Source organism: Bifidobacterium angulatum DSM 20098 = JCM 7096, assembly GCF_001025155.1.
Taxonomy (GTDB): Bacteria; Actinomycetota; Actinomycetes; order Actinomycetales; family Bifidobacteriaceae; genus Bifidobacterium; species Bifidobacterium angulatum.
The window spans coordinates 1,768,993-1,794,459 of record NZ_AP012322.1 but is presented as its reverse complement, the minus strand read 5'-3'; the positions used below and the strand labels follow the sequence as shown (position 1 = coordinate 1,794,459).

Sequence of the window (25,467 nt, the reverse complement as noted above, 5' to 3'; positions counted from 1 at the left end):
AAGGAGGAAGCCCATTGGGGTTCGAGCAGGAAGCGTTCGATCGGTTGGTGCAGACCACATGGGGCAAGCGTTCCCAGATGCAGCGGGAGATGTCCCGTGGCATCAAAGGTGAGCCGTTCGTGGTGCAGGAGCTGTATATCAAGGGCGCGATGACGCCATCGCAGATCGCACAGGCCATGCGGGCCACGACGGGGCGCGTCTCCACATTGCTGGCCGGATTGGAGAAAAAAGGCCAGATCGTGCGCGAACCAGACCCTGAAGACCGCCGTAGCGTGCACGTGAAGCTCACCAAAACCGGTGAGGAACGTGCACACAAGCAGCGTGAGGACATGCGTGAGGCGATCTGCTGGATCTTCTCGCAGATGGGGGAGCGCCGGACGCGCGAATTCATCGATCTTACCGACGAATTCACTACATATATGACGTTGTGCATGCCCGGCAAGTCTCGCCCCACTCCGGAGCAGGTGAAGCAGGCGTTCGACAAGGCGAGCGAGCCCGGTTCCGGTTCCCGTGAACAATAGCGGTTCTGGTTCCGGTTCCCGTGAGCAATAGCGGGCATATGGCGGGTGGGCGAGTCCGGTTCCGATTCCTGCGCCATACGTGCCCACCATCCTCCTCAAACTGTTGACGCTGAGCCGTTCCTCACCGTCGGTAGTTTGGGTGTTTCTCAGCTGTTGACGGTGAGAGGGTGCTGGGCGTCGGTAGTTTGAGGGAAGAGAAAGAAGCGGGAGCAAACGTTGCGCATGCCGCAAATCGCTGTCAGAAAATAGTCGGCTATGGATGTAGTATCTTACGGTGTAAGTTACTTACGGTGTAAGTAATCGAAGTCGTAAGAACAGCTCTAGAGAAGGAACCAAACATATGCTTCGCATCATGCGATACCTCTCCAAAGCGGAGATAGGCCAGATGCTCATAGCACTGGTCAGCATCGTAGGGCAGATCTGGCTCGATCTGACCCTGCCGGACTACATGTCCGACATCACCACACTCGTGGAAACCCCCGGCAGCACAATGCATGACATCTGGGTGGCCGGCGGCAAAATGCTGCTCGTCTCGCTCGGCTCCGTCGCCTGCGCCATCGTCACCGGCTATATCGCCGCACGCGTGGGCGCCTCATTCAGCCAGCGGCTGCGCTCGCTCGAATTCAACAAGGTGGAAAGCTTCGGCCCGGCCGAAATGAGCAGATTCTCCACCGCATCGCTCATCACCCGTTCCACCAACGACATCACGCAGATCCAGATGTTCATCACCATGGGCCTCATGATGATCGTCAAATCGCCGATCATGGCCGTATGGGCCATCTGCAAGATCGCCGGCAAAGGCTTCGAATGGACGGTCGCCACCGGCATCGCCGTCGTGGTATTGATGGCCGCCATCTGCGTGATCATGTTCTTCGTCATGCCGAAGTTCAAAGCCATGCAGCGCCTGACCGACAACATCAACCTGGTGGCACGCGAAAACCTGACCGGTCTGCGCGTGGTACGCGCCTACAACGCCGAAGACTACCAGGAAGCCAAATTCACCAAGGCCAACAAGGAACTCACCGACACCCAGCTGTTCACCAACCGTGCCATGGCCATCATGATGCCGCTGATGAACACCATCATGAACGGACTTATGCTGGCCGTCTACTGGATCGGCGCCTGCCTCATCGACGCGGCCGACCTGACCGACAAGCTCACCACCTTCGCCAACATGGTCGTGTTCTCCAGCTACTCCGTGCAGGTCATCATGAGCTTCCTGCTTATGAGCATGGTATTCGTGCTCTGGCCGCGCGCCGACGTGTCCGCACAGCGCGTGCTGGAAGTAATCGACACCAAACCGCTCATCACCGATGGCACACACACCGAAGGCGAACCCGGCAAGCAGGGTGAAATCGAATTCCGCAACGTAAGCTTCACCTACCCGGATTCGCGCAAGGCCATGCTCGAAGGCATCAGCTTCACCGCCAAGAAAGGCCAGACCGTGGCATTCATCGGCTCCACCGGTTCCGGCAAATCCTCACTCATCAACCTGGTGCCGCGCTTCTACGATGCCACACAAGGCCAGGTGCTGGTCGACGGCGTGGACGTGCGCGACTACACGCTCAAAGCCCTGCGCGACAAGATCGGCTACGTACCGCAGCAGTCGTTCCTGTTCAAAGGCACCATCGCCTCCAACGTGAGCTACGGCGACAAGTCGGGCAGCAAGTCGGGCAGCGAGGAAGCCGGCACGGATGCCGATATGGCCAACGTGCGCAAGGCATGCGAAGTGGCCCAGGCCACCGAATTCGTAGAAAAGAAAGACAACACCTACGAATCCTCCATCGCACAAGGCGGCTCCAACGTATCCGGCGGGCAGAAGCAGCGCCTGTCGATCGCCCGCGCCGTCTACCGCCACCCGGAGATCCTGATCTTCGACGACTCCTTCTCCGCGCTCGACTTCAAAACCGACCGTGCGGTACGCGACGCGCTCGCCAAGGAAGCGAAGGACTCCACCAAACTCATCGTCGCCCAGCGCATCGGTACCATCATGAACGCCGACCGCATCGTCGTACTCGACCAAGGCAAGGTGGTCGGTCAAGGCACGCATGAGGAACTGCTCGACAACTGCGACGTATACCGCCAGATCGCGCAATCGCAGCTCAGCGAAGACGAATTGAAGCACTGAAAGGAGGACCGATATGCCAAGAGGAATGGGACGTGGGCGTGGCCCCGTTGAAAAACCGCTGAATTTCGGCGGTGCGATGAAGAAGCTGGTACGCTTCTGCCGCCGATATATTCCGGTGATCGTTGTTTCGCTGATTCTGGGCGCGGCCGGCACCATCTGCCAGATCATCGGCCCGGACAAGCTTAAAGACATGACCAACGAGATCACCAAGGGCCTGCCGGCCATCGTGCACGGCAAGCCGGTGATGAACTCGATCGATATGGACGCCGTCTCACGCATCGGCTGGACGCTCGTCGCACTATACGTGGGCTATGCGGTGCTGTGCTACGTGCAAAGCTGGCTGATGGCGAACGTGACACAGCGCACCGCACAGCAGCTGCGCGAAGCGATCAGCGTGAAAATCAACAAGCTGCCGCTCAAATACTTCGACAACACCAGCTACGGCGACGTGCTCAGCCGCATCACCAACGATGTGGACGCCATCGGCCAGACGCTCGGCCAGTCGCTCGGCTCGCTCATCACCTCCATCACGCTGTTCTTCGGCGCGCTGATCATGATGTTCTACAACAACGTGATCATGACGCTGTGCGCCATCGGCTCCGCGCTGTTCGGCCTGATCATCATGGGCCTGATCATGAAGGTCTCGCAGAAATACTTCGCCCAGCAGCAGATCGCCCTGGGCGACGTGAACGGCCACGTGGAGGAGATGTACTCCGGCCACACCGTGGTCAAGGCCTACTGCGGCGAAGAGGACTCCATCGCACGCTTCGAAAAATACAACAACGACCTGTACGTCTCCGGCTGGAAGAGCCAGTTCCTCTCCGGCCTGATGATGCCGCTCATGAACTTCATCGGCAACTTCGGCTACGTGGTCGTGTGCGTGGTGGGCGCGGCGCTCGCCATGGACGGCAAGATCGAATTCGGCGTGATCGTGGCGTTCATGATGTACATCCGCCTGTTCACCCAGCCGCTGTCGCAGTTCGCGCAGGCCTTCCAGAACCTGCAGCGTTGCGCGGCCGCCTCCGAGCGCGTGTTCGGCTTCCTCGACGAGCCGGAACTGGCCGACGAATCCGACAAGCAGGCGCTGCTCGGTGTCGGTGTGGACGGCAAGCCGCAGCAGGTGCGCGGCGACGTGGAATTCAGCCACGTGCGTTTCGGCTACGATCCGGGCAAGACCATCATCAACGACTTCTCCGCCTCCGTGAAATCCGGCCAGAAGATCGCCATCGTCGGCCCGACCGGTGCCGGCAAGACCACCATGGTGAACCTGCTCATGCGTTTCTACGAGATCTCCGGCGGCTCGATCTCGATCGATGGCGTGGACACCAAGTCCGTGCCGCGCTGGAACGTGCACGACCAGTTCTCCATGGTGCTGCAGGACACATGGGTGTTCCATGGAACAGTACGTGAAAACATCGCGTACTCGAAGCCCGGCGTGACCGACGAACAGATCATCAACGCCTGCAAGGCCGTGGGCCTGCACCATTACATCATGTCGCTGCCGAACGGCTACGACACCGTGCTGGACGACAGGACCTCGCTATCGCAAGGCCAGAAGCAGCTGCTCACCATCGCCCGCGCCATGGTGGAGGACGCGCCGATCCTGATCCTCGACGAGGCGACCTCGTCGGTCGACACGCGTACCGAGGAGCTGATCCAGAAGGCCATGGACGCGCTGACCGTGGGCCGCACGAGCTTCGTGATCGCGCACCGCCTGTCCACCATCCGCGACGCCGACATGATTCTGGTGATGAACGGCGGCGACATCGTGGAACGCGGCACCCATGAGGAGCTGCTCGCCAAGTCCGGCTTCTACGCCGACATCTACAACAGCCAGTTCACGCTGGCGCAGTAGTTTATGCTGGCGCAGTGGCGGCTCCCGCTGGCTCGAAGGATCGCCTATGAGAGGTGGGGTTTCCGTGATGCGTGAGACCGTAGGCTTGGCTGCTGAGCCGTGAAGCGAAGAGCCCAGTGGGCTCTTTGTAGGCGAGGTGAGCGGCTGTGCTGCGAAGACCGCGTAGCGGTGCCTTGAGCGTGTCGAATGCATCACGCGGAAGCCCCGTCCTGTCAGCTGTGCCGCGAAACCATATATGCGGCTGGATTCGGGCGGCTCCGTAAACGGCTACGCTGGAGTGCATAAGCGTAGCCCAATATGGGCGATGCCTAGGGGTGGCTACGTTGGGGAACACGCAAGTGTGGCCCATTGCGGATGATGCCGGAACATCGCTCCGCGCACAGGGATAAGAAACGCAAAACGCCCGCAACCGAATCAACCGGTTGCGGGCGTTTTGCACAGATCGTAAAAGATGAAACCGAAAAATCAGGCGTAGATATTGCGTGGGCGCATATCGTCCGGCAGGCCCTCCAGCAGCGTGGCCACGGAACCCTCTTCGAACACGGAACGGATGCCAGCGGCCAGCAGCGGCGCCACGGACAGCACGGTCATATTCGGCAGTCGCTTCTCTTCGGGAACCGGAACGGTGTCCATCAGCACGATCTCACGTGCGCCGCAATCACGCAGGCGTTCAATGGCAGGGCCTGACAGCAGACCGTGCGTGGCCACCAGCGTCACGCTCTTGGCGCCGGCGTCCTTCAGCGTGCGCACGGCTTCGCAGATCGTGCCAGCGGTGTCGATCATATCGTCCACCACCACGCAGTCGCGGCCTTCAACCTCGCCGATGATGCCATGCGCCACGGCATGGTTCGGGCGCGTGGTGTCGCGGGTCTTGTGGATGAATGCGAGCGGCAGTCCACCAAGCTTGGCGGCCCACTGTTCGGAAACCTTGATGCGACCCGCGTCGGGGGAGACGATGGTGGTGTTCGGCAGCGGCAGATGATTGCGCACATAGTCGATGAGCACTGGGGTGGCGGTCAGATGGTCGACCGGAGCGTCGAAGAAGCCCTGCTCCTGGGCGGCATGCAGGTCGACGGTCATGATGCGGTTGGCGCCGGCGGTGCGGAACAGGTCGTACACCAGGCGGGCGGTGATGGGCTCGCGGCCCTGATGCTTCTTGTCTTGGCGCGAATAGCCCATGAACGGCGCAACCACGGTGATGGTGCGTGCCGAGGCGCGCTTGAGCGCATCCACCATAATGAGCTGTTCCATGATCCACTTGTTGATATCGCCGTAATGGCATTGCAGCACGAACACGTCGGCGCCGCGAACCGGTTCGGTATAACGTACGTACATCTCGCCGTTTGCGAAGTCGTATGCCGTGGTTTCCAACACCTGGGTGCCCAGGCAGTCTGCGACTTCCTTGGCCAGTTCGGGGTATGCGCGGCCCGTGACCAGCGCCATACGTTTATCCGGAGTGCCCTCAAGAATCGTTGACATTATTGTGCTGCCGTCCTTTGTGTTCCATGAGCAAGAAATAGCCTTCACCAGTGTACCCGTAGCCCTGTCATGCAGTCGGCGGCCGGGTTGTCATGCGTACAGGTGCGTGATTGACGGACGGTGGATGCTGCTGAGCGGCGGTGGATCACGTCAACGGATCATGGTTCCACCAGCTCGATCGCGCCAATCAGCCGATCGGTACCGTGCGGCCGGGCAAGTCCGACCTGTACCATGCCACGCAGTCCATGATGTTCCGCTGCGCGACTGGTTGCAGCCAGCCCATGCGACATCTGCGCGCCATGCGCCGCATGTCACGCCGCCTGATGCGAGAACCGCTTCTGCAGCTCGTAGGCCGCGAACAGCACGATCAGCCAGATCACACCGGCGACCACGGCGATACGGTAGCTGGCGGAGAAGCACATCAGCGCCACGACCAGCGCCATGAACGCGATCACGATATATGGCATCACACGTGCGAACGGCAGCTTGAACGCGATCTTGTCGAGCGCCTCCTTGCCCTTGAGCCCCTTGAGCTCGGCGGGGCCGTCGCCCGCGGCCACCACGCGGCGGAAGTGGATTTCGGTGATCATGATCATCGTCCAGTTGATTGCGGCGGCGATGGTGGCGATCGACATCAGATAGTTGAAGGCGAAGTCGGGCCAAACGAACACCACCACCACGGCGATGGCGATGATGATGGCGGAGGTGATCACGCCGGCGGCCGGCACGCCGCGCTTGGTCAGCTTGCCCAGGTATGCCGGGGCGTTGCCCTGCTTGGCCAGCGAATACAACATGCGGGAGTTGGCGTACAGGCCGGAATTGTAGACGCTCATCACGGCGGTCAGGCACACGAAGTTGAGGATGCCGGCGGCCGCATGCACGCCCACGGAATCGAAGATCTGCACGAACGGGCTGGAATTGCCGTCGATCTTGCTCCACGGCACCACGGCCATGATCACGCCGAGCGCGAAGATGTAGAACACGAGAATACGCCAGATGATGCCATTGGTGGCCTTGGGGATCGTGACACGCGGATTCTCCGTCTCGCCTGCGGTGATGCCGATGAGTTCGGTACCGCCGAAGCTGAACATCACCACGACCAACGCCATCATGAGGCCCGTCCACGTGCCGTCCGCATTGCGGGTCATCAGGCCGTGCGGCAGGAATCCGCCGTCCACGGTGAACCAGTTCGCGAAGCTTGCGCGAATGCCCGAAGCGGTGGGCACGTTGGCGACGATCACGTACAGGCCGCCCAGAATCATGGCGATCACCGCCACGATCTTGATGATGGCGAACCAGAATTCGAATTCGCCGAACTTGCTGACGCCCATCAGGTTCAATGCGGCGATCACCACCAGGAACACGGCCGCCGAAACCCATTTGGGGATGTTCGGGAACCAGTAGTTCACAAAGGAGCCGACCACGGCGAGTTCCACCATGGCCACCAGCACGTAGTTGAACCAGTAGTTCCATCCGGAGATGAAGCCGGCGCGTTTCGACCAGTAGCGTGTGGCGTAGTAGCTGAATGCGCCCGCCTTCGGGTCTTCTACGGCCATTTCGCTCAATGCGCGCACGATCAGGAAAATGATCAGGCCGCCGATCAGGTAGGCCAGCAGAATGGACGGTCCGGCCAGTGCGATCGATTCGCTGGAACCGTAGAACAGGCCGGTGCCTATGGCTCCGCCCAATGCGATCAACTGGATGTGGCGGTTCTTCAAGGATTTACGTAGTGTTGCGGGCACTGGCACGTCGTCGGTTTCGCGCGGCTTCTTTGCGGCGGTGACGTCGCTCATGAGTCTTCCTCTTCTCTGTTGTTGACTGGTATGTTGCTCGGTGCGTTTGTTCGGTGGTTTGTGTGGCGTTTCCGCGACTGGTTGCGCTGGCTTGTGTTTGCCTCACTTGCGGCACCTGCGATTGGCCTTGTTGCGGGCCGCCGCTCCCGATTGTAGCCGGAAGTGGCTGGAAACGTCTTACGTTGGCCGCGGAACGACTGAGCGGGCGACCTGACGAACGGCGACCGTAGCGAAAGCGTGCAGCTGGTGACCGCATCGATCCGATCAGCTCGCTCAAGTCCGTGGAATAATCTGGCGTGGTCTGGAGTCCGGTGGCTTGGGAATGACGAATGTCCGTTTCCGGCGATTCGGACGCCGGGCGTCCATAGACTTAGTGCCCTCAGTTCTTCGGATACCGGTAGTCGTGCGGCAGTTGCGTGGTGCGTTGCGGATCCAGTCCGAGCTCCTCCAGCTGTCGGTCGATTTCGTGCTGCGCGCGTTCGACGAGCTCGGACCGAGACTTGCCAAGGGCATCCCGCTTCTCCAGCATTCCCAGTGTTTCCGCCATCCGCTTGAGCCGGTCCTGATGATGCAGCAGCATGCGCACCTGCGCATGCTCGCGTACGATCGTTCGCCAATCGGAGGGCGTGTGCGCGATCTCGCGTGCCGCGGTTACCGGATGCACGTCGGCTACCTGGTAGGTGACGGAACCGAGCAGCGGCATCAGGAACACCGTAATCGCGCCGGCCGCGACCAACGTCGACGCGGTGTCGCTTTGCATGGTGCCGACCTTCACCGCCAGCGATGTGACGGCGACGATGATCGGCAGCGCCGTCGTGCAATACAGGGCTACCGTGACGCGGTGATGCGACGACATCGGATTGTTGCGTTTGTCGATCGACATGGCGATGTATACCGGCACCGCACGAATCAGCATGAGCATGACGATGAATGCTACGAGCAGGGTGGGTCGGCCGGCTACGGCATTCGCGTTGATTGCGGCGCCTGATACCACGAAGAACACGGGGATGAGGAATCCGTAGCCGACGCCTTCCAGTTTCATTTCCAGCGACTTGCTGCCGTCGGGGATGATGTAGCGCAGAATGAAGCCCGCTGCGAACGCGCCGAGCACCGCGTCGAGATCGAACAGTGCGGAAATGGTGACGAGGAAAATGAGCAGGAGCGTGGTCAGCCGCATCAGCGTCTGCGATGACGTGTTTGCGTTTTCCGTAAGGAAACGGTACATCCGGTAGCCGGTTTTGCGCGCTTTTGCCGGCAAGGTCGCGCAGATAAGGCAAATGGCGAGGAACGCGCCGAGCACCAGCATGGTCTGCCAGCCGGTGCGGGTGGATAACAGGATGGCCATGGCGATGATCGGGCCGAGTTCGCCCCACGTGCCGTATGAGATGATCGCGTCGCCGATGGGGGTACCCTCGAGTCCACGTTCCTTGAGAATAGGCATAAGCGTGCCGAGCGCGGTGGTGGTGAGCGCGATGACCGTGGCCACGCCGTTGATGCCTTGCTTGGCGAAGAACGGTAGGAATGTCACGACCAGCCAGGCAAGCCCCAGCGTGACCACCCATGTAAGCAGGCCGACTTTGCCCTGATGTCCGGCAAGCCGCTTGGGGTCTATTTCGTAGCCGGCGAGAAGGAACAGGAACGCCATACCAAGCTCGCTGAGGAGTTTCACGGCGTCGTTCACTTCAATCACGCCGAATCCGTAGGGACCGAGTACGGCTCCGGCGGCGAGCAGCAGCACGGTCTGCGGAATGAACTTGCCGGGAATCAGCTGCGCCACAATGGGGCTGACGGCCGCCACCGCCATGATGATGGTCAAGGAAACAAGCTCTTGCGTCATACCACCGAGCGTAGTGAGCATATGTGACGGAACGAATGCTGCGTGAAATCATGACACGCGAGAAGGGACGTAACGAAAAGAAGAATTTTCCGGGGGTGGGGGGGGGGGGGTACTCAATGCAAAAAAATACAAACGTTTACAGTATTGGAACGATTGGATTTTTGGAATGATGGTCTTGCCATACATGGAGGGGCGATGACGCCTTTTGGGGGAATCCATGAGGGGAAGGGAAGGGGAAATGGCAATATCATGCGGATTAAGTAGTTCAAGGGGGTGCACGATGATCGACAAGTTCACCGCTAAAGAGCGCGCGTATTTGGCAAGTCTTCCGGCGGTCAAGAGCGTGAGCCCATCCCATATCCGATATACCGACCGTTTCAAAGTCGAAGTCATGTGCCGATACAATGCTGGCGAATCGCCATCCGCCATCTTTCGTGAAGCGGGACTCGACCCGAAATTCATTGGCTACAAACGGGTGGAGCGGTGCATCGCACGGTGGAAGCAGCAGGAGGAACGTGACGGGCGTCGAAAAGGGAAAGGATCCGCGAACCACTATCTGCAGGATGTTGAAGACGATTTGTCAATCGCCGAACTGCAAGGTGCTGCGCACGAAGAAGAGACGGATGGCCTGACCTCGGCTGACGAATCGCAGGATATGGCGGCAAAGCTTGCGCAGGCGCAACTGACCATCAACAAATGCGATCTGCTCATCGCCAAACAGGCGTTGCGTATCGACGAGCTGGAACGCGTGCTGCGGAAGTTCATCCAGTGACGGACATGCGGCAACAGCAGGCGGAGCGCTATCGGGAACCGTCCTTCGAAGAGGCGGTCGACATTGCCGATGAGGTGCGGCAGTGGCGCAGGGATCGCAGGAAAGTCATTGCCATGCGGGTGGTTGCGGCGCTGTTGATCATTCTTGCGATAGGCATCGGCGGGTTTCCTACGTTTCTGCAGTATCAGTCGGCGCGGGAGCTACGGAATACGTCGAACCGGTCCGTGCAGACGGTTGCCGGCTGGCCTTATCCCCAAGCCGATGAGACGTTCGCCGCGGCCAAAGCGTATAACAGGCGGCTTGCGGCTTCAGGACAGCCGGTTCTCGGCGAGGCGCAAGACCCGTTCTCCCAAGTGCAGGGCGGCTCGCAGTCCAGTGAATCCGGTGCCGCGGAATCAAATAGCGCCAGCGCCAAAGATAAGGAATATCAAAGCCTGCTCGATTCCGGCAGCGGCGTGATGGGAACCATCCGCATTCCGAAGATCTCCGTACGCCTGCCGATCTACCATGGCACGTCGCAGTCGGCGCTCGCATCCGGAGCCGGACATCTGTATGGCAGCAGCCTGCCGGTGGGCGGGCGGAGCACGCATGCGGTGATCACCGGCCACCGTGGGCTGGTCGAGGCGATGATGTTCACGCGCTTGGATGAGATGCGCGTCGGCGACTACTTCTACATCGAAGTGATGGGCCGTACGCTCGGCTACAAGGTGGATCGCATTTCGGTGATCGAACCGAATGACACCTCGAAGCTGAAGATTGTGCCCGGCGAGGACCGGGTGACGCTGATGACCTGCACGCCGTATGGGGTGAATACCCACCGGTTGTTGGTTTCGGCGGTGCGTTCCGCGATTCCTGGAGTGGTTCCCGAGGAACGGAATGCGGCGAAGGACGCGCGATTGATTGCGATTGCGGTGTCGGCTGGCGTGCTCGTGTCGGGGATGCTGCTTGCCTGGCTGCGTAGCCGGCCGTGGCATATTCGCAGACATGCGGCTTGGTGGCCGAAACGTGGCTAGCTGTTGCGTTGGCATGCTGCGGCGACATCCGTACGGTTGCGGACATGTGAATAATATTGCCCCGTCGGACGTTGGGCTTATGTGAATTTCGGGTAGCGCAGATAGCTGGAAACGTTGCTATCACTTGGTTTCGAGGCTATTTCATACCCCCGAATCTCCCGCGCTTAGGGTGTATGTATCCATTTCCTTTTCCTTTTACTGTTCATGACTAGAGCGCCGGAAGTGTATCCGCGTCGGCTGGATGCGTGACTGGTGATGAAGATGTGAATCGTGCACATGCGCACGGTGTGTAAGGGGAGGTAGCAGATGAGGCATGCGCGAATACAACAGGCAAAGCCCGAGAGGAGCTTTGCTGAACGAATAGTCGCCGTCATCGTTGCGATCGCCATGCTCGGCGGCATGGGCTACGCCACCACTTCCGCCGCGATGGCGGATGGTGCCGGACAGACCTCGGAGCAGCAGGCCGGTATCAGCCTGGGATTGCATGATTACGTTCGTAAGGCCATCAATAATAATCATGCGTTGCAATTCATGAGCGTTGGCGGTCCAGGAACGTATAACAGATATGTCGGTAATGGCAATGGCGCATACACCGGTATTGTGAAGACAACCCTGACAAATGGCTATCCGGCCATGGCGGCTGATAAGGGATCAGAATCATTGGACTATCTCTTTGGCGGGAAGTCTGATAGCGCCGTCACCAACTACACGCCGACTGGCGGACTGCTGACATTGGACAAGGATGGGTATTACGGTTTCGACGCCGATTCCCAGTATGCTGCATATGACAAGACATCGAACAAGTTCAATCTGAGTCCGCAGAATTATTGTGCGAACCAGACTGATACTCCTTGCTTCACTCCATTTGGAAACGATACTAAGGATAATAAATATTCTTTCGGCATGAATCTTGGCGCCGATTTCTACATGCCGAAAGACGGCAAGGTCAACAATCAGGACATGGTGTTCGACTTTACCGGCGACGATGATGTCTGGGTGTTCATCGATGGTGTGCTGGTGCTTGATTTGGGTGGTATCCATCAGGCGCTGGGTGGCAAGATCAATTTCGCCACCGGCAAGATCACCTATGACAAGACGCAGCGTTATGGAAACCCTCCTGCCACAACAATCACCGAGGCATTTGCCAATGCGGGAGAGAAGTGGAATTCCAAGCCGTATGAGACACATCATCTGAGCTTCTTCTATCTGGAACGCGGCAACGGCGGCTCCAACTGCAAGATCAGCTTCAATCTGCCGGTGAAGCCATCCAAGGCCATCGATATCGAGAAGGAAACCCTAGGCACTATCGACGCGGACAAACAGTTCCAATTCCAGCTGCTTGTCGGCAATTCCTCAACCCTGTACCGGGGCAAATACAGCGTGTACAATGCGTACACCAATCAGGTCGTTCAATCCGATAAGTCGACCGGAGACAACGGTGTGATAACGCTGGCCAAGGGTCAATTCGCCCGCGTGCAGTCCAACGATTTCACCGACGACACCACGTATAAGGTGCGGGAGTTGGACTCTAGCGGCTACACCGTGTCCGCGAACGGTTCCCCGATGACGCAGCAGGGCAGCGGCAATAATGCATATGCCGAAACCGGCTCGTTCACCGTAGGCAAGACGAGTCATGTAACCATCGTGAATTCCAATGTGAAGCCGTCGAACAACAAAAGCATCGTGAAAACCGATGGCGGCGACGGTGATCAGTACACGTTGAATCTGACCGCATCCGGCGATAGCACCTCATCCACGGTCACCACTGCCACACCGGCCGACATTGTGCTGGTTATGGACAAGTCCGGCAGCATGAATGAAAACAACCGCGACGCCAATGCGCAGAAAGCGGCCAAGGATCTCGCCAAGAAACTGCTGACTGGCACGAATTCGAAGTTGCCGCCTGAGCAGCAGGTCCAAATGGCGGTGGTGACATTCAGCACTGAAGCTTCTCTCAAGCAGAAGTTCACCACAAACGTCTCGGAAATCAACAACGCCGTGAGGGGTAACCCCGATGGCGGCACCAACTGGGAGGCCGCGCTCAAGCAGGCAAACGATATGCAAGGAGGTCGCCGTGGTGTGAAGAAGCACATCATCTTCCTCTCGGATGGCAATCCGACATACCGTACGACTTCGTACAGCGGATGTTATTCGTATTCGTTGTGGGGGTGGACTGCTCATCCGGAATATACGACCCCGGAGTCCTGCCGAGCACAACGGTACACGTGGGGTGAAAATCCTGATGGTGGTTCCGATGGCGCGTACGGTGCAGGAAGTAGCGATGACTACGGCTTCAACTATGCTGCCGCCCTGGCTGAGGCTAACAGGCGTGGAGATGCCGCCCTGTATGTGGTGAAGACTTCCACTGATGCTAATAAAATGGCCGATCTCGCCGAACAAGCCAATGCAGTGAACGGCAAGGAATTTGACGGCACGAATGCCGCAAATCTGACGAAAGCATTCGACCAGATCTATTCCAGCATCACCTCGTCCGCGAAGATCAGGGTCTTCTCCATCACCGACACCTTGTCCCAGTGGGTGGATCCGGTCGAGTTCGCAGGTGTCGTCAACGGCACCGACATCACGCAATATGTGACGGTGAAGAACGGCAGTATCAAGCTGACGAGCGGATATGCGGCCACATACAGTGTCGACAGTTCCGGCAATCGCACCGTGACGGTGACGTTCAACGGTACTGATGGCATTGTCGCAGAAAAGACTGATGTCATCGACGTTTCCTTCAAAGTCAAGCCAAGCGATGCCGCATATACCAACTATGCGAGCGGCAACAACTATCCGAATACGGGAGACGTACAGACCGGAGCAGCATCCGCTGGGCAGCAAGGCTACTATTCCAACGCGGATGCGAAGCTGAACTATTGCGTGCTCACCGAGGTCAACGGCGCGACATCCTGTGTAAGGACCGAAGCCGAATATCCGCATCCGGTGGTGCAGGTGAAGCTCGGCAAGATCAACATCACCAAGAAATGGTCGGACGGTGCCGACAAGCATGCCAACGATTCCGTGACGGTGCAATTGCAGCGCAAGGCAATAGATTCTGCCGATAGCACCGCGGTGAATGTTGGTGATCCGATCACGCTGAACGCCGCCAACAATTGGACCACAACGGTCAATAATCTGGTGCCCGGCTACACGTATTCCGTGGTGGAAACCCCCGGTAATGACCGATATGACGTCACCTATACGGGTAACAATGCCGACTTGACCAAGAAGATGGTGTGGTCTTCCAATGCCGATGCGGGAACATTGAATGCGACCATCACCAACACGCTGAAGACGGTATCACTGCAGCACCTAATCTCGGTACGGAAGAATCTGACCGGTCGTGATTGGAAGGATTCCGATCAGTTCGACTTCACGTTGGAGGCGGAAGACAACGCCCCGTTGCCGGCCAGCTGCAAGGATCAGCAGCCATGCACGGTCACGGTGAATCGTGATTCGACCGACTATTCCGCGGCGTTTAGCGACATTACCTACAACGCTGGTGGCGCCACCTACACGTACTACGTGACGGAAGACGGCGGCTCGATTAGCGCATTGCACTATTCACAGGCGAAATACAAAGTCGTGGTGACCGTCGCCAAGAACAATGACGGTGCGTGGACGGCTTCCGTAACGTCCGTGACCAAGGTGCAGGACGACAACGGCCAGAAGGTTTCCGAATCGCAGAGCGTCAGTACGCCGGTCGCCTTCACCAACCACTACATCGCAGTGTCGGCGCTGCCGTTGACGGGCGGGATTACGGATCGTCAGTGGCTGTTCGTCGGCGGTGTGGTCGGCGGGCTTGCGGTGCTGCTCATCGGCGCGGCCGGTGTGTGGAACGGCAAGAAGCGACTCGTCTGAATCGTTTGTGCGGGGTCGGAACGTCTGCCAACTCGAGGACGTTCCGACCGATAATCCAAGATTTGCGGATCGCGGGAGCAAGTTAGGTCCCCGCCTCCCGCGATCGCAGAAACAAGTAATCAAACAATAAGGAAGAGAGGATTCTCATGAAGATGAGGAAACTTTTCGCCGGCATCGCCGCCGCTGCGACGCTGCTCGGTGGCATGGCCCTGGGCGCAGCCAGCGCACAGGCCGATGACGCCGCGACGACCCCGTTGCTGCAGGTGAACAATGCGCAGGAAGACCACACGTACACGCCGTACAGGTTCGCCACGTTCGAGAACGCCGGCAACGGTACTGTTGAGGTGAGCACGGTCGAGGCGTGGAAGGACGCCGTGACCGCGGCCGCTGACACTGCCAATGGTAATGATTCGATTCCGGCGGAATATAAAAACAATCCGGCCGCATACGTGGCGACGTTCAATGCGGAGCAGATTCGCGAGTTCGCCACGGAACTGGCCAAGACCAATCCGCTGCCGACCGCCGATGGCGCAGGCCTGACCGTGACCGCGGAGCAGGCGGGCACGGCCCAGCCGGTCGCGGTGAGTGGCGAAGGCTGGTACCTGGTGACCGACACGTTCACCAAGAGTGGCGAAACCACTGCAACAACGGGAACTCCCGCCGTAGTGGCCACCACCGTCAATGGGCTGACCGACCTGACGATCGTTGCCGACAAGGTGACAGGCCAGGGCAACATCACCACTGTGGGCCAGTTCAATGCGAAGAACGAGAACCCGCTCACCCCGCCAGCCAAGACCGCCAAGGTCGGCAATGTGGACGTGAACGGCAAGACCGTGAACGTCGGCGACACCGTCGACTTCACCGTGTCCGCGGCCGTCCCTGCTTCCGCAGGCAACTATGATGTGTATCCCTTCACCATTACCGATACCGCGTCCAAGGGCCTGAAGGTCGCCGAGACGAACACCTTTAAGGTGCAGGTCGACGGCCGGGATGTGGACAGCAGCCTGTACACGGTGACACAGACCGGTAGCGCCGCCGTCGGCACCACTACGACCATCACGTTCGCCAGCGCGAAGTCCCTGGCTGGCAAGACCATCGTCGTGTCGTACACCGGCACCGTCACCAAGGATGCGCTGACCGACTTGGGCGGCAGCGTGAACAACAAGGCCATGATCACCACCAATGGTGGCGCCAGCGGCGAAGGCACGACCGAATCCAAGACCTACGGCTTCCAGTTCAAGAAGATTGGTGTCGACAACGATGCCAACGCTTTGGCCGGCGCGCAGTTCGTCATCAAGAAGAAGGATGGCAAGTTCCTCAAGCAGGATACTGAATCCAAAGCTTGGTCCTCTGTTGACGATCAAACGAACGCCACGGTGTTCACCTCCGGCGCTGATGGTCTGGTGCAGTTCAAGGGCCTTGCAGCTGGAGACTACACGGTCAGGGAAACCAATGCTCCAAACGGCTACGCCCAGAACTTCAAGGTCATCTTCGACGTGAGCATTGCAGAGAACGGCACGGTTACCTTCAAGCAGGATCTCCTCCATCAGGTCACTTTGCCGACCGACGACCAGATTGCCACCGTGAAGAACGTGAAGTCCATCACCCAGCTGCCGCTCACCGGCGCTGCGGGCACCACGCTGTTCATCGTTGTGGCGCTGCTCCTGGCCGGTGCCGGTGTGATCGTTGTGGTTAAGAGCCGTCAGCGCATGCACTAAACCCACAAGGCGGTAACGCCAAAAGCTATGCAGGGGGCCAATCCAACCGGGTTGGCCCTTTTGCGTGCGCCCGCGACCCGACTGTCCTACAATCCGACCCAGCCCCGCGGGAACTTCTGTGGGGTGTCATCCGCATCAGATGAGGATGTTTTTCGAGGGGGGGGTAGTGCGGGTTGGTGCGACGTGTTGCAACAAGCTGAACCGTGGATGCGAGGCAGTCGCAGACGGTCTCCGAAGAGAGGGGAAAAACGAGGGTATCGTACGGCAAGCTGGCCATAGAATCGCAAAGTATATCCATAAGAAGTGGGCAATGAAGACACACGACGGGAGGCATTGCCATGCGTGGCGGCGGGGCGTTCACCGACGAGGAGATTCAGCTGTTGCGAGGGTTGCCGGCGGTGGCGAATGTGACGCGTGACCGTATCACATACTCCGACACTTTCAAGCAGGTGTGCACCATCCGGTATCTTGCGGGGGAATCTCCAACCAAAATCTTCCGTGAGGCGGGATTGCCGCCGGATCTGGTCGGGTACAAGCGCATCGAACGCAGTGTGACCCGTTGGAAGGCCGCCGCCATCAAATCAGTAAGCGGCAACGATTATCTGGATGACAGCGAGATCATTGCGCGGCTCGTTGAACGGTACAAGCGTACTTTGGTGATGAGGCGGAATCTTGGCAATAAGGCGTCCGGTGTTCCGGATTCGAGCGTTCCCGTTATGTCCGAAGGCGCTGTCGGCGCGCATGTTTCGATCGGCGCGCTCGACGGTGATACCGCCGGCATCATCATCAAGCAGCAGGCCCGCCGCATCGACGAACTGGAGCGCGCGAACGCCGAACTGGAGCGCGCGAACGCCGAACTGCGCGGCCAAATCGCCGCCACCACCTGACCCAGACTATCGTTATGCCATGCGCAAGCGAGAAAGCATTGGTCAACCTCGGGAGTCTGCCATATATAGGCGAGATAGAATTGAATTAATGGTTAATCCTTACTATGCGATTAGTGTCGTGTCATTCGTTGCGATTTGTGATTGCAACTTGCGTTTGCGTTTCGCTGTCAGGCGTCTTCTTCGCCGAGAATCAAGCGAGTGATCATATTGGCTTCGTGGCAGGCGACCACACCCACGCGCGGTGCCATCAGACCAGCGCCCGGCACCCATGAGGAGCTGCTCGCCGGGAACGGCTTCTACGCCGACATCTACAACAGCCAGTTCACGCTGATCGACTGAGTGGAGGGCTGATCGGCTGACGTTGATTTGCCGAAGGCGCCCGCAATCGCCGGAAAATCTCATCCAACACGCCAAACAAGCGGCATCCGCCCGAATCTTACGGGACGATCCGCATGCTTGGCGTGTTTGTTCTTTGCGGTGCATTTGCGCGAGGTCAGGCGTGTTCGAATTGTTTCGAAAGGTATTCTGGTAATACGTACGTCAACCGTTTGACGCACTGGAAAATCGCGTAGGAAAATGGAGCGATCATGAAAGAAATCGAAATCGGCAAATCCGCGGTATCCGCATCGCAAGTGGCACTCGGCGTAATGCGCATGGACGCGCTGGAACCGGACGCGGCGGCAAAAGTCGTGCGTACGGCCGCCGACCACGGCGTCAACTTCTTCGACACTGCGGACATCTACGGATTCAACGTCAATCGCGACCATGCCAGCTCGCATGTGCTTGGCCGCGCATGGCAGGACGCAGGCCTTAAGCGAGAGGACATCTTCCTGCAGACGAAGTTCGGCATCAACATCGATTTCAGCGATCCGAACAACGTGCACGCAACCCGTTATGACTTCTCCGCGAAGCATCTCATCACGCGGCTGGACGAGGAGTTGGAAGCGCTCGGCACCGACTATGTGGACTTCGCGTTGCTGCACAGGCCGGACACGCTGATGGAGGCCGAGGAAATCGTTGAAGCGTTCACCACCCTGCATGAAGCCGGCAAAGTGCGCCATTTCGGCGTGAGTAACGTGAACCCGTGGCAGATGGAGCTGCTACAGTCCTGGCTCGGCAGCGACCCCGCCATGAGGCTTGAGGCCAACCAGCTGCAGTTCGGCCTGATGCACGCGCAGATGGTCAGCGACGAGCTGATGACCAATTCCGGCGCCGAAGGCATGGTTGTGGAAAACCATTCCGACGGACTGCTGTCGTATTCGCGACTGCACCACATAACCATTCAGGCGTGGAGCCCGTTCCAGTCCGGCACGGAATACGGTCCGTTCGTGGGCAACGAACACTTCCCGGAACTCAACAAGGCGCTGGATGAGAAGGCCGCCAAGTACGGCGTGAGCGCCAATGCCATCGCCACCGCATGGGTGCTCAGGCATCCGGCCAAGATTCAGATCGTGCTCGGCTCTATGAACCCCACCCGTCTGGGCGAGATGCTCGACGGCGCGGACATCGACCTCGACAAGCAGGACTGGTGGGACCTGTACGCGGCCGCCGGAAATCTCATTCCGTGAGTTCTCATTCCGTAGGCAGACAAAGCTGCTGACTGAATGGATCTTGGTTCCAAAACCGTGAAGGCTTTGGAACCATCCTTATGCCAGACACGCAGAACCTAACCGGACTCTACCGGGGGTAATCCGCGTGTTTGGCGCTTGTGTTGGGTGAACGGTATTGTGTCGGTGAACGTGCGCGAATGCGTATGGGCAGCGTGATGGGTGCAATCGACCAGAAGACAGGCATCGCTGGCCGGACGGTGGTTTGCGCGGCGGTCAGCAAGCCGGTGCCGAGCGCCTTGGGAAACGCGGTGGTGCAGGGCATGCGCCGTGCGAGCGAAACGGAAGAATCCATACTCCTGATGCCAACGCGTTGACAACGCTCGCACCCAGTGGCGTGGTGTTCGACGTTGGAATCTGGCTGCTTCTGTGTCGTGGCGCGTCGAGTCCCGCGAGCATGCTGCGAACGTACCACGATGTGAGATGACACGCCGAAGATGGTAAAAACAGGAATGGCGGAATAACGCCGTTTCGTGATGGTCTACAACAAACCATTCCAAAAATCAAGACTGTTGTTCTAAAAATTTTCGTTTTACATTGTGCTCCGATGCGCAACGTGCGTACGGCAATGCAGGCGCATCGGGAGCAGAGCCGAGAGAGAGGAACAGGTCTCATGCCATCTCGCGTTGTGAACGAGCGGCACGTCCAAGCTATGGATGCCGGCAATACCACAGGTCGCATGATCGGCCGAATCGCCGCCATCATCATGGCGATGCTCGTCACACTCGCCACCGTATTCGCATTCGGTTCCACCACCTCAGCTGCATTCGCTGCCAGCAGCAGTTATGCTGATTACGCTACTTGGAACGCCGTCGCCGAAGACATCAACAAGCAACTCGCCCAAGGCGAAAGCGACTACCGTTCCGGCAACACTTATCAGGCCGCCACCGACTTCCAGAACGCACGTTGGATGAATTACGACGCCTCCAACTTCTCCACAGTCGTCAACAGCACCATCGGCGAAGACAAGCAGAAAGCCCTCCTCCAGGAATTCACCGACCTCGAAACCCTCGCCTACCAGCCGAACAACGCCGACACGATCGCCAGCAAAGTCGACGCTCTCTCCAACGACATCACCGCCACCGCGCAAACCCTCGACGCGAACGGCAGCCTCGCCAACCCGCGCGACTACGCCAAACAGCGCGATGCACAAACCACCAAAGAACGCAAACAGCTCGATGCCGCCAAAAAGAACTCGTCCACAGGCAAAGGCGACCGCACCTGGGGCGACGTGGCCGGCGAGATGAACACTATCCTCGACAAGGCATACAAGGCTGCTATCTCCGGCAAGGGCGCGGAAGGCTCCAGCCTCGTCAACAACGCGTACTACCAGTATTACGAAAAGCTCGGATTCGAAAAGAACGTGATGAACGTGATCTCCGGCGATCGCGTCTCGCAAGTCGAATACCAGTTCAAAATGACCCGTAAGACCATGCGCGACGGCGGCAGCCAGAAGCAGATCAAGAAGCTTGTCGACGACCTCAAAAGCTGGCTCGTCGAAGACGCCGCCACCCTTGACGGTGGCGTCGCCGGCAACACCAACGGCCTCACCACGCTCATCACCAGCTCCGCAGGGCAAGCATTCCTTATCCTGATCCGCGAAGGCCTTGAAGCCCTGCTCGTCGTAGCCGCAGTCATCGCCTACCTCATCAAATCCGGCAACAAGCGCTTCGCCAAATGGATCTACCTCGGTGTGCTCGCAGGCCTCGCCGGTTCCGGCCTGATCGCCGTACTCTTCACCTTCCTATTCGGCGGATCCGGCCCGATCCAGGAAATCAGCGAAGGCGTATGCGCGCTCATCGCCATGCTCATGTTGCTGTGGACCAGCAACTGGATGCTCAACAAAAGCTCCGTGGAAGCATGGAACCGTTACATCCGCACCAAAACCGAAACAGCCGTGACCAGTGCGCAGCGCAAAGCCGACGCCGGTGAAAGCGTCGGATTCGGCATGATCGTCTCGCTCGCCATGCTGAGCTTCCTCGCCGTATTCCGCGAAGGCGCCGAAACCGTGATCTTCTACGAATCCATCTACTCGATGAGCCAAGACGCGCACGGCATGTGGATCGGCGGCATCGCCGCAGCAGTCGTACTGCTCGTCATCTTCCTCATCCTGCGCTTCACCTCCGTGAAGATTCCTATAGGCCCGTTCTTCCTCGTCACCTCGATCCTGATGGCTGTACTCGTCGTCATCTTCGCAGGCGGAGGCATCCACGCACTCATCGAAGGCGACCTCATCGACGGTCACTACCTGAGCAGCGTACCCACCAACGATTGGATCGGCCTATACCCGTACGTCGAATGCCTCGCCGCCCAGGCGATCGCCGCCATCGCCGTCATCGTTCTGTTCGCGGTCGGCTTCGTGCGCAAACACAACATGCGTCAGAACACGGCAGCCGCCGACTGACCGCATACCACCAGATTTTCCGATATTTCCCAACGGAATACCTCCAACAAGAAAGAGAAACAATGAAGAACAAGAAGATCGCCGCACTGCTCGGCATCCTGCTGGCAGGCTCCATGGCAGTCTCCATGTCCGCATGCGGCAGCTCCAACAACTCCGCATCCAACACCAAGAGCGCCGACTCGTCCTCCAAAACCACCGAAACCAAGGACGATTCCGCAGCGTCCGACTCCAAGGGCTTCGAAGAGATCCAGGTCGATGAAAAGCACTCCGACCAGGAAGTCGGCCCGCTGACCGTCAACGCCGTATACTTCCAGCCCATTGACATGGAACCCTCCGGCATGGGCCTCAAAGCCGCAGACGCGAGCTTCCACCTCGAAGCCGACATCCACGCCAACAAGGAAGGCACCAAGCTCGGCTACGGCAAGGGCGACTTCGTCCCCGACCTCACCGTCAACTACGACATCATCGACAAGACCAGCAACGAGTCCGTCGGCTCCGGCACCTTCATGCAGATGAACGCCTCCGACGGCCCGCACTACGGCGCCAACGTCAAGCTCGACAAGGCCGGCGCCTACAAGCTCGTGCTGAAGATCGAATCCCCGGAAAAGAAGGGCTGGATGCTGCACGTCGATCCGGAAACCGGCGTGACCGGTCGCTTCTGGACCGAGCCGCTCGAAGTGACCTTCCCGGATTGGAACTACACGCCGCAGGAATGGTGAGAAAAGGATATATCTGCCACTCTTGTGAGATGTAGGTGACCCTGTTGCGGTTTCCCTATATGATGCTCGACACACTCAAGGCCGTTCGGCCAAGCTTACGGTCGAGCATCATATAGGGAAACCGCCTCTGGCGTTTTCCGGGGAGCGTTGATGTGCGGGCCGTTGGGAGCGTAAGACGCGGTCGTGCCTGCGATGTTGTATCGAATCGAATACGAATCATACGAATAGATAAGAGGAACGATGCTACTGCAGTATGTGACGGTGCTTCAAGGAACACTCGCACCGGCGTTGCTGATCATGGCACTCAACGTGATGCTCACCGTGGGCGAGGGGCGTGACAAGCCGGTAAGCCGATACTGGCGGCTTGCCGGCTTCACCGTCGGGTTCGTAGGCGCAGTCGTATTCGCTACGCTCCGCGCCACTGCAGTGATCAACCAGCGCACCTTCATCAACTATCCGACATTATGGTGCTGCGTCATCCTCGATATCGCGGCATTCATCATCGTGCTACGTGCGCGGGCCATCACCACGCACTGGCATAGTCACCCCGCGCGGCTCAACATCGCCAACGCCGTCACGGCGCTCGCCATCGCAGCGACTACCTTCCGCGCACTGCCCGACGTCATCCTCAGGCTCACCATCTTCGTAGAGCCGGGCGACCCGGTCTTCACCTCCGATATGTTGCTGCGCGCCCTCGGCTTTGCCCTCGGCGCAGCCACCGCAATCGTGGCCGCATGCATCTTCCGCACCATGCGTTCCACCACACCGCACTGGTCGTTCACCCTTGCCGCATTGCTGCAGATCGCGCTGCTCTTCGCCACGCACTTCACCGATCTTGCGCAGATCCTGCAATCCAAGCGCATCATCAGCTTCCCGACCGAACTGTTCCTGCTGCTCGTATGGTGCATCAACCATCAGCGGGCCATGGCCATCGCCATGGCGGTGGTATTCCTCATTCCATCCATCGCATCCATCGTCAAGGGCTTCACTACCCCCACAGCCGGCAGCAATGAGGCTGTCGTGCGTGCACACGTGGCATTCGGGCGCCGGGCGAAGGCAGCTGGCGCATGGAGTCTCGTCGCCATCATCGGCGTGAGCGTGGCACTCACCTACGGCGTGGCGCAAACGCAGAAAGTCATTACGCTTTCGCCACCGGAACAGTATTCCCTGAAGAACGGCGTGGCCACCATCACCTTCGCCCAAGTGTCGGACGGCCACCTGCACCGCTTCCAATACAAAGCCAAAGACGGCACCGTCATGCGCTTCATCATCATCAAGAAGAACGGCGGCGCATACGGCATCGGCCTCGACGCCTGCGAAAACTGCGGCGATGCGGGCTACTACGAGAAGGACGGCAAGATCATCTGCAAGAAATGCGATGTGGCCATCAATCTCGCCACCATCGGCTTCAAAGGCGGGTGCAATCCCATACCGTTCGACTATCAGGTCAAACCCGGCGCAATCATCATCCAGACCTCAGTGCTCGACGCCCTGTCGGCGCACTTCCAGTAAGTGAGGAGCCGTCATGTTCTTCATACGAATGATCATGCGATCGTTCAGCCGGCAATTCAAACGCCGACTGCTCATCGCCGTCACCGTCTGCCTGTCCGCCGCGGTGAGCGTAGCCATGCTCGGCGTGGTATTCGACGTGGGCGACAAACTCAACGCCGAACTGTCCACCTACGGTTCGAACATCGTGGTGCAGCCCAAGGCCGACGCCGTGGTCAGCGACCTGTACAACACCGGCGACTCCGCGCAATCCGATAGCGCCGATCCGACAACCTTCCTCAAGGAATCGGATGCACCCAAGATCAAGACGATCTTCTGGGCGTTCAACATTACGAATTTCGCCCCGGAACTCAACATCCATGCCGACATCGACTGCTCCGGCTCGGCATCGAAAACCTGCAAGGCCGCGAACGTGCCGATTGTGGGCACATGGTTCGCCAAAACCCTGCACATGGATTCCGGCGAATCCACCGTGGCAGGTATGAACGGCATGCGCTCATGGTGGACGATCAACGGCGGCTGGCCCAAAGACGACAGTGCTCAAGGCATGGTCGGCAAGACGCTCGCCGGCAGGCTCGGCGTGCGGGTTGGCGACACGATCACCTTGAACAAGACCACGGCATCCGGTCAGCGCACCACGCAGAAAGTGCAGGTCACCGGCATCTACGAATCCGGCGACTCCGACGACAACGGCATGTACATCCCCTCCTCGGCGGCTCAGCAGCTTGCCGACCTGCCGGATGCCGTCGACAAGATCGAAGTCAAGGCGCTCACCACACCAGACAACGACCTTGCCCGTAAAGCCGCCAAGAACCCTGCCGCGCTCACCCAGGACGAGTGGGAGACCTGGTATTGCACCGCCTACCCAAGTTCGATCGCCTACCAGATCGAAGAAGTGATCCCGGGCGCCGTTGCCAAGCAGGTGCGTCAGGTGGCGGCATTGCAAGGCGACGTATTGCAGAAAACCCAGGCGGTGATGGTGCTCATGACCGTGCTTTCGCTTGTTGCGGCGGCGATTGCCGTGGCGAATCTGATGGCCGCGGCGATCGGAGAACGTGGTGCGGAGCTTGCGCTGCTCAAAGCCATTGGCGCGACAGATGGCGCCGTATCGCGCCTCATGCTGGCCGAAACCGCTGTAATCTCGCTGATTGGTGCCGTGGTCGGCGCATTGCTGGGATCCGGCATGGCACAGATCGTGGGGCATGTGGTGTTCGGTTCGGGCATCACCATGCGCCCCATGGTGTTCGTGCTGGTGTTCGTGCTGCTCGCCATCACCATACTGTTGGCATCGTTCTCATCCATTCGTTCGATTCTCGGGCTAAAACCGGCGGAGGTGCTTCATGGTCGCTGATCGTACATTC

General features: G+C 59.0%; 17 protein-coding genes and 1 pseudogene. 15 read left to right on the top strand and 3 right to left on the bottom strand.

Going from position 1 to position 25,467, the window contains the following annotated elements:
- Nucleotides 1-14 precede the first annotated feature (14 nt).
- The 3 genes from BBAG_RS07230 to BBAG_RS07220 all read left to right on the top strand — a co-directional run bounded on the left by BBAG_RS07230 (nt 15) and on the right by BBAG_RS07220 (nt 4,504).
- Nucleotides 15-521, top strand: coding sequence for a MarR family winged helix-turn-helix transcriptional regulator (locus BBAG_RS07230; protein WP_003825035.1), 507 nt, complete (start codon nt 15-17; stop codon nt 519-521).
- Between the two features lie 340 nt (nt 522-861).
- On the top strand, nt 862-2,649 hold the full coding sequence (locus tag BBAG_RS07225; protein ID WP_003825034.1) for an ABC transporter ATP-binding protein: 1,788 nt from the start codon (nt 862-864) through the stop codon (nt 2,647-2,649).
- A 13-nt stretch (nt 2,650-2,662) separates the two neighbouring features.
- Nucleotides 2,663-4,504, top strand: a complete 1,842-nt coding sequence (locus BBAG_RS07220) for an ABC transporter ATP-binding protein (protein WP_033508939.1) — start codon at nt 2,663-2,665, stop codon at nt 4,502-4,504.
- 465 nt (nt 4,505-4,969) lie between these two features.
- Here BBAG_RS07220 and BBAG_RS07215 read toward each other — a convergent pair whose 3' ends face one another.
- On the bottom strand, nt 4,970-5,983 hold the full coding sequence (locus BBAG_RS07215; protein WP_003825030.1) for a ribose-phosphate diphosphokinase: 1,014 nt from the start codon (nt 5,981-5,983) through the stop codon (nt 4,970-4,972).
- A gap of 140 nt (nt 5,984-6,123) precedes the next feature.
- Between BBAG_RS07215 and BBAG_RS08535 the strand changes: the two are divergent.
- Nucleotides 6,124-6,234 (top strand): annotated as a pseudogene (locus BBAG_RS08535) (AGE family epimerase/isomerase); the annotation flags it as partial.
- 60 nt (nt 6,235-6,294) lie between these two features.
- Here BBAG_RS08535 and BBAG_RS07210 read toward each other — a convergent pair.
- Nucleotides 6,295-7,776: an amino acid permease gene (locus BBAG_RS07210; protein ID WP_003825028.1), complete on the bottom strand. Its 1,482-nt coding sequence runs from the start codon at nt 7,774-7,776 to the stop codon at nt 6,295-6,297.
- A gap of 379 nt (nt 7,777-8,155) precedes the next feature.
- The gene (locus tag BBAG_RS07205; protein WP_033508968.1) at nt 8,156-9,613 is read right to left on the bottom strand and encodes a cation:proton antiporter; all 1,458 of its coding nucleotides are present in this window, start codon (nt 9,611-9,613) and stop codon (nt 8,156-8,158) included.
- Between the two features lie 280 nt (nt 9,614-9,893).
- Here BBAG_RS07205 and BBAG_RS07200 point away from each other — a divergent pair, with 280 nt between their 5' ends.
- The 11 genes from BBAG_RS07200 to BBAG_RS07155 all read left to right on the top strand — a co-directional run bounded on the left by BBAG_RS07200 (nt 9,894) and on the right by BBAG_RS07155 (nt 25,457).
- A complete protein-coding gene (locus BBAG_RS07200) occupies nt 9,894-10,385 on the top strand; it encodes an HTH domain-containing protein (protein WP_003825024.1) in 492 nt (163 codons plus the stop codon).
- 5 nt (nt 10,386-10,390) lie between these two features.
- Nucleotides 10,391-11,398, top strand: coding sequence for a class C sortase (locus BBAG_RS07195; RefSeq protein WP_231855862.1), 1,008 nt, complete (start codon nt 10,391-10,393; stop codon nt 11,396-11,398).
- 387 nt (nt 11,399-11,785) lie between these two features.
- Nucleotides 11,786-15,262: a DUF7604 domain-containing protein gene (locus BBAG_RS07190; RefSeq protein ID WP_231855861.1), complete on the top strand. Its 3,477-nt coding sequence runs from the start codon at nt 11,786-11,788 to the stop codon at nt 15,260-15,262.
- Nucleotides 15,263-15,408: 146 nt separating this feature from the next.
- Complete coding sequence (locus tag BBAG_RS07185; protein ID WP_003825018.1) at nt 15,409-16,980, top strand: isopeptide-forming domain-containing fimbrial protein; 1,572 nt, start codon at nt 15,409-15,411, stop codon at nt 16,978-16,980.
- A 338-nt stretch (nt 16,981-17,318) separates the two neighbouring features.
- Nucleotides 17,319-17,867, top strand: coding sequence for an HTH domain-containing protein (locus BBAG_RS07180; RefSeq protein ID WP_003825016.1), 549 nt, complete (start codon nt 17,319-17,321; stop codon nt 17,865-17,867).
- A gap of 198 nt (nt 17,868-18,065) precedes the next feature.
- Complete coding sequence (locus BBAG_RS08915; RefSeq protein WP_003825014.1) at nt 18,066-18,206, top strand: hypothetical protein; 141 nt, start codon at nt 18,066-18,068, stop codon at nt 18,204-18,206.
- Nucleotides 18,207-18,454: 248 nt separating this feature from the next.
- A complete protein-coding gene (locus BBAG_RS07175) occupies nt 18,455-19,435 on the top strand; it encodes an aldo/keto reductase (RefSeq protein WP_003825011.1) in 981 nt (326 codons plus the stop codon).
- 691 nt (nt 19,436-20,126) lie between these two features.
- Entirely contained in the window at nt 20,127-21,878 is a 1,752-nt protein-coding gene (locus BBAG_RS07170; protein ID WP_033508936.1) for an FTR1 family iron permease, read from the top strand.
- Between the two features lie 62 nt (nt 21,879-21,940).
- On the top strand, nt 21,941-22,597 hold the full coding sequence (locus BBAG_RS07165) for an iron transporter (RefSeq protein WP_003825004.1): 657 nt from the start codon (nt 21,941-21,943) through the stop codon (nt 22,595-22,597).
- Nucleotides 22,598-22,837: 240 nt separating this feature from the next.
- On the top strand, nt 22,838-24,109 hold the full coding sequence (locus BBAG_RS07160; RefSeq protein ID WP_003825002.1) for a DUF2318 domain-containing protein: 1,272 nt from the start codon (nt 22,838-22,840) through the stop codon (nt 24,107-24,109).
- A 13-nt stretch (nt 24,110-24,122) separates the two neighbouring features.
- Nucleotides 24,123-25,457, top strand: coding sequence for an ABC transporter permease (locus BBAG_RS07155; RefSeq protein ID WP_003825000.1), 1,335 nt, complete (start codon nt 24,123-24,125; stop codon nt 25,455-25,457).
- The last annotated feature ends 10 nt before the right edge of the window (nt 25,458-25,467 follow it).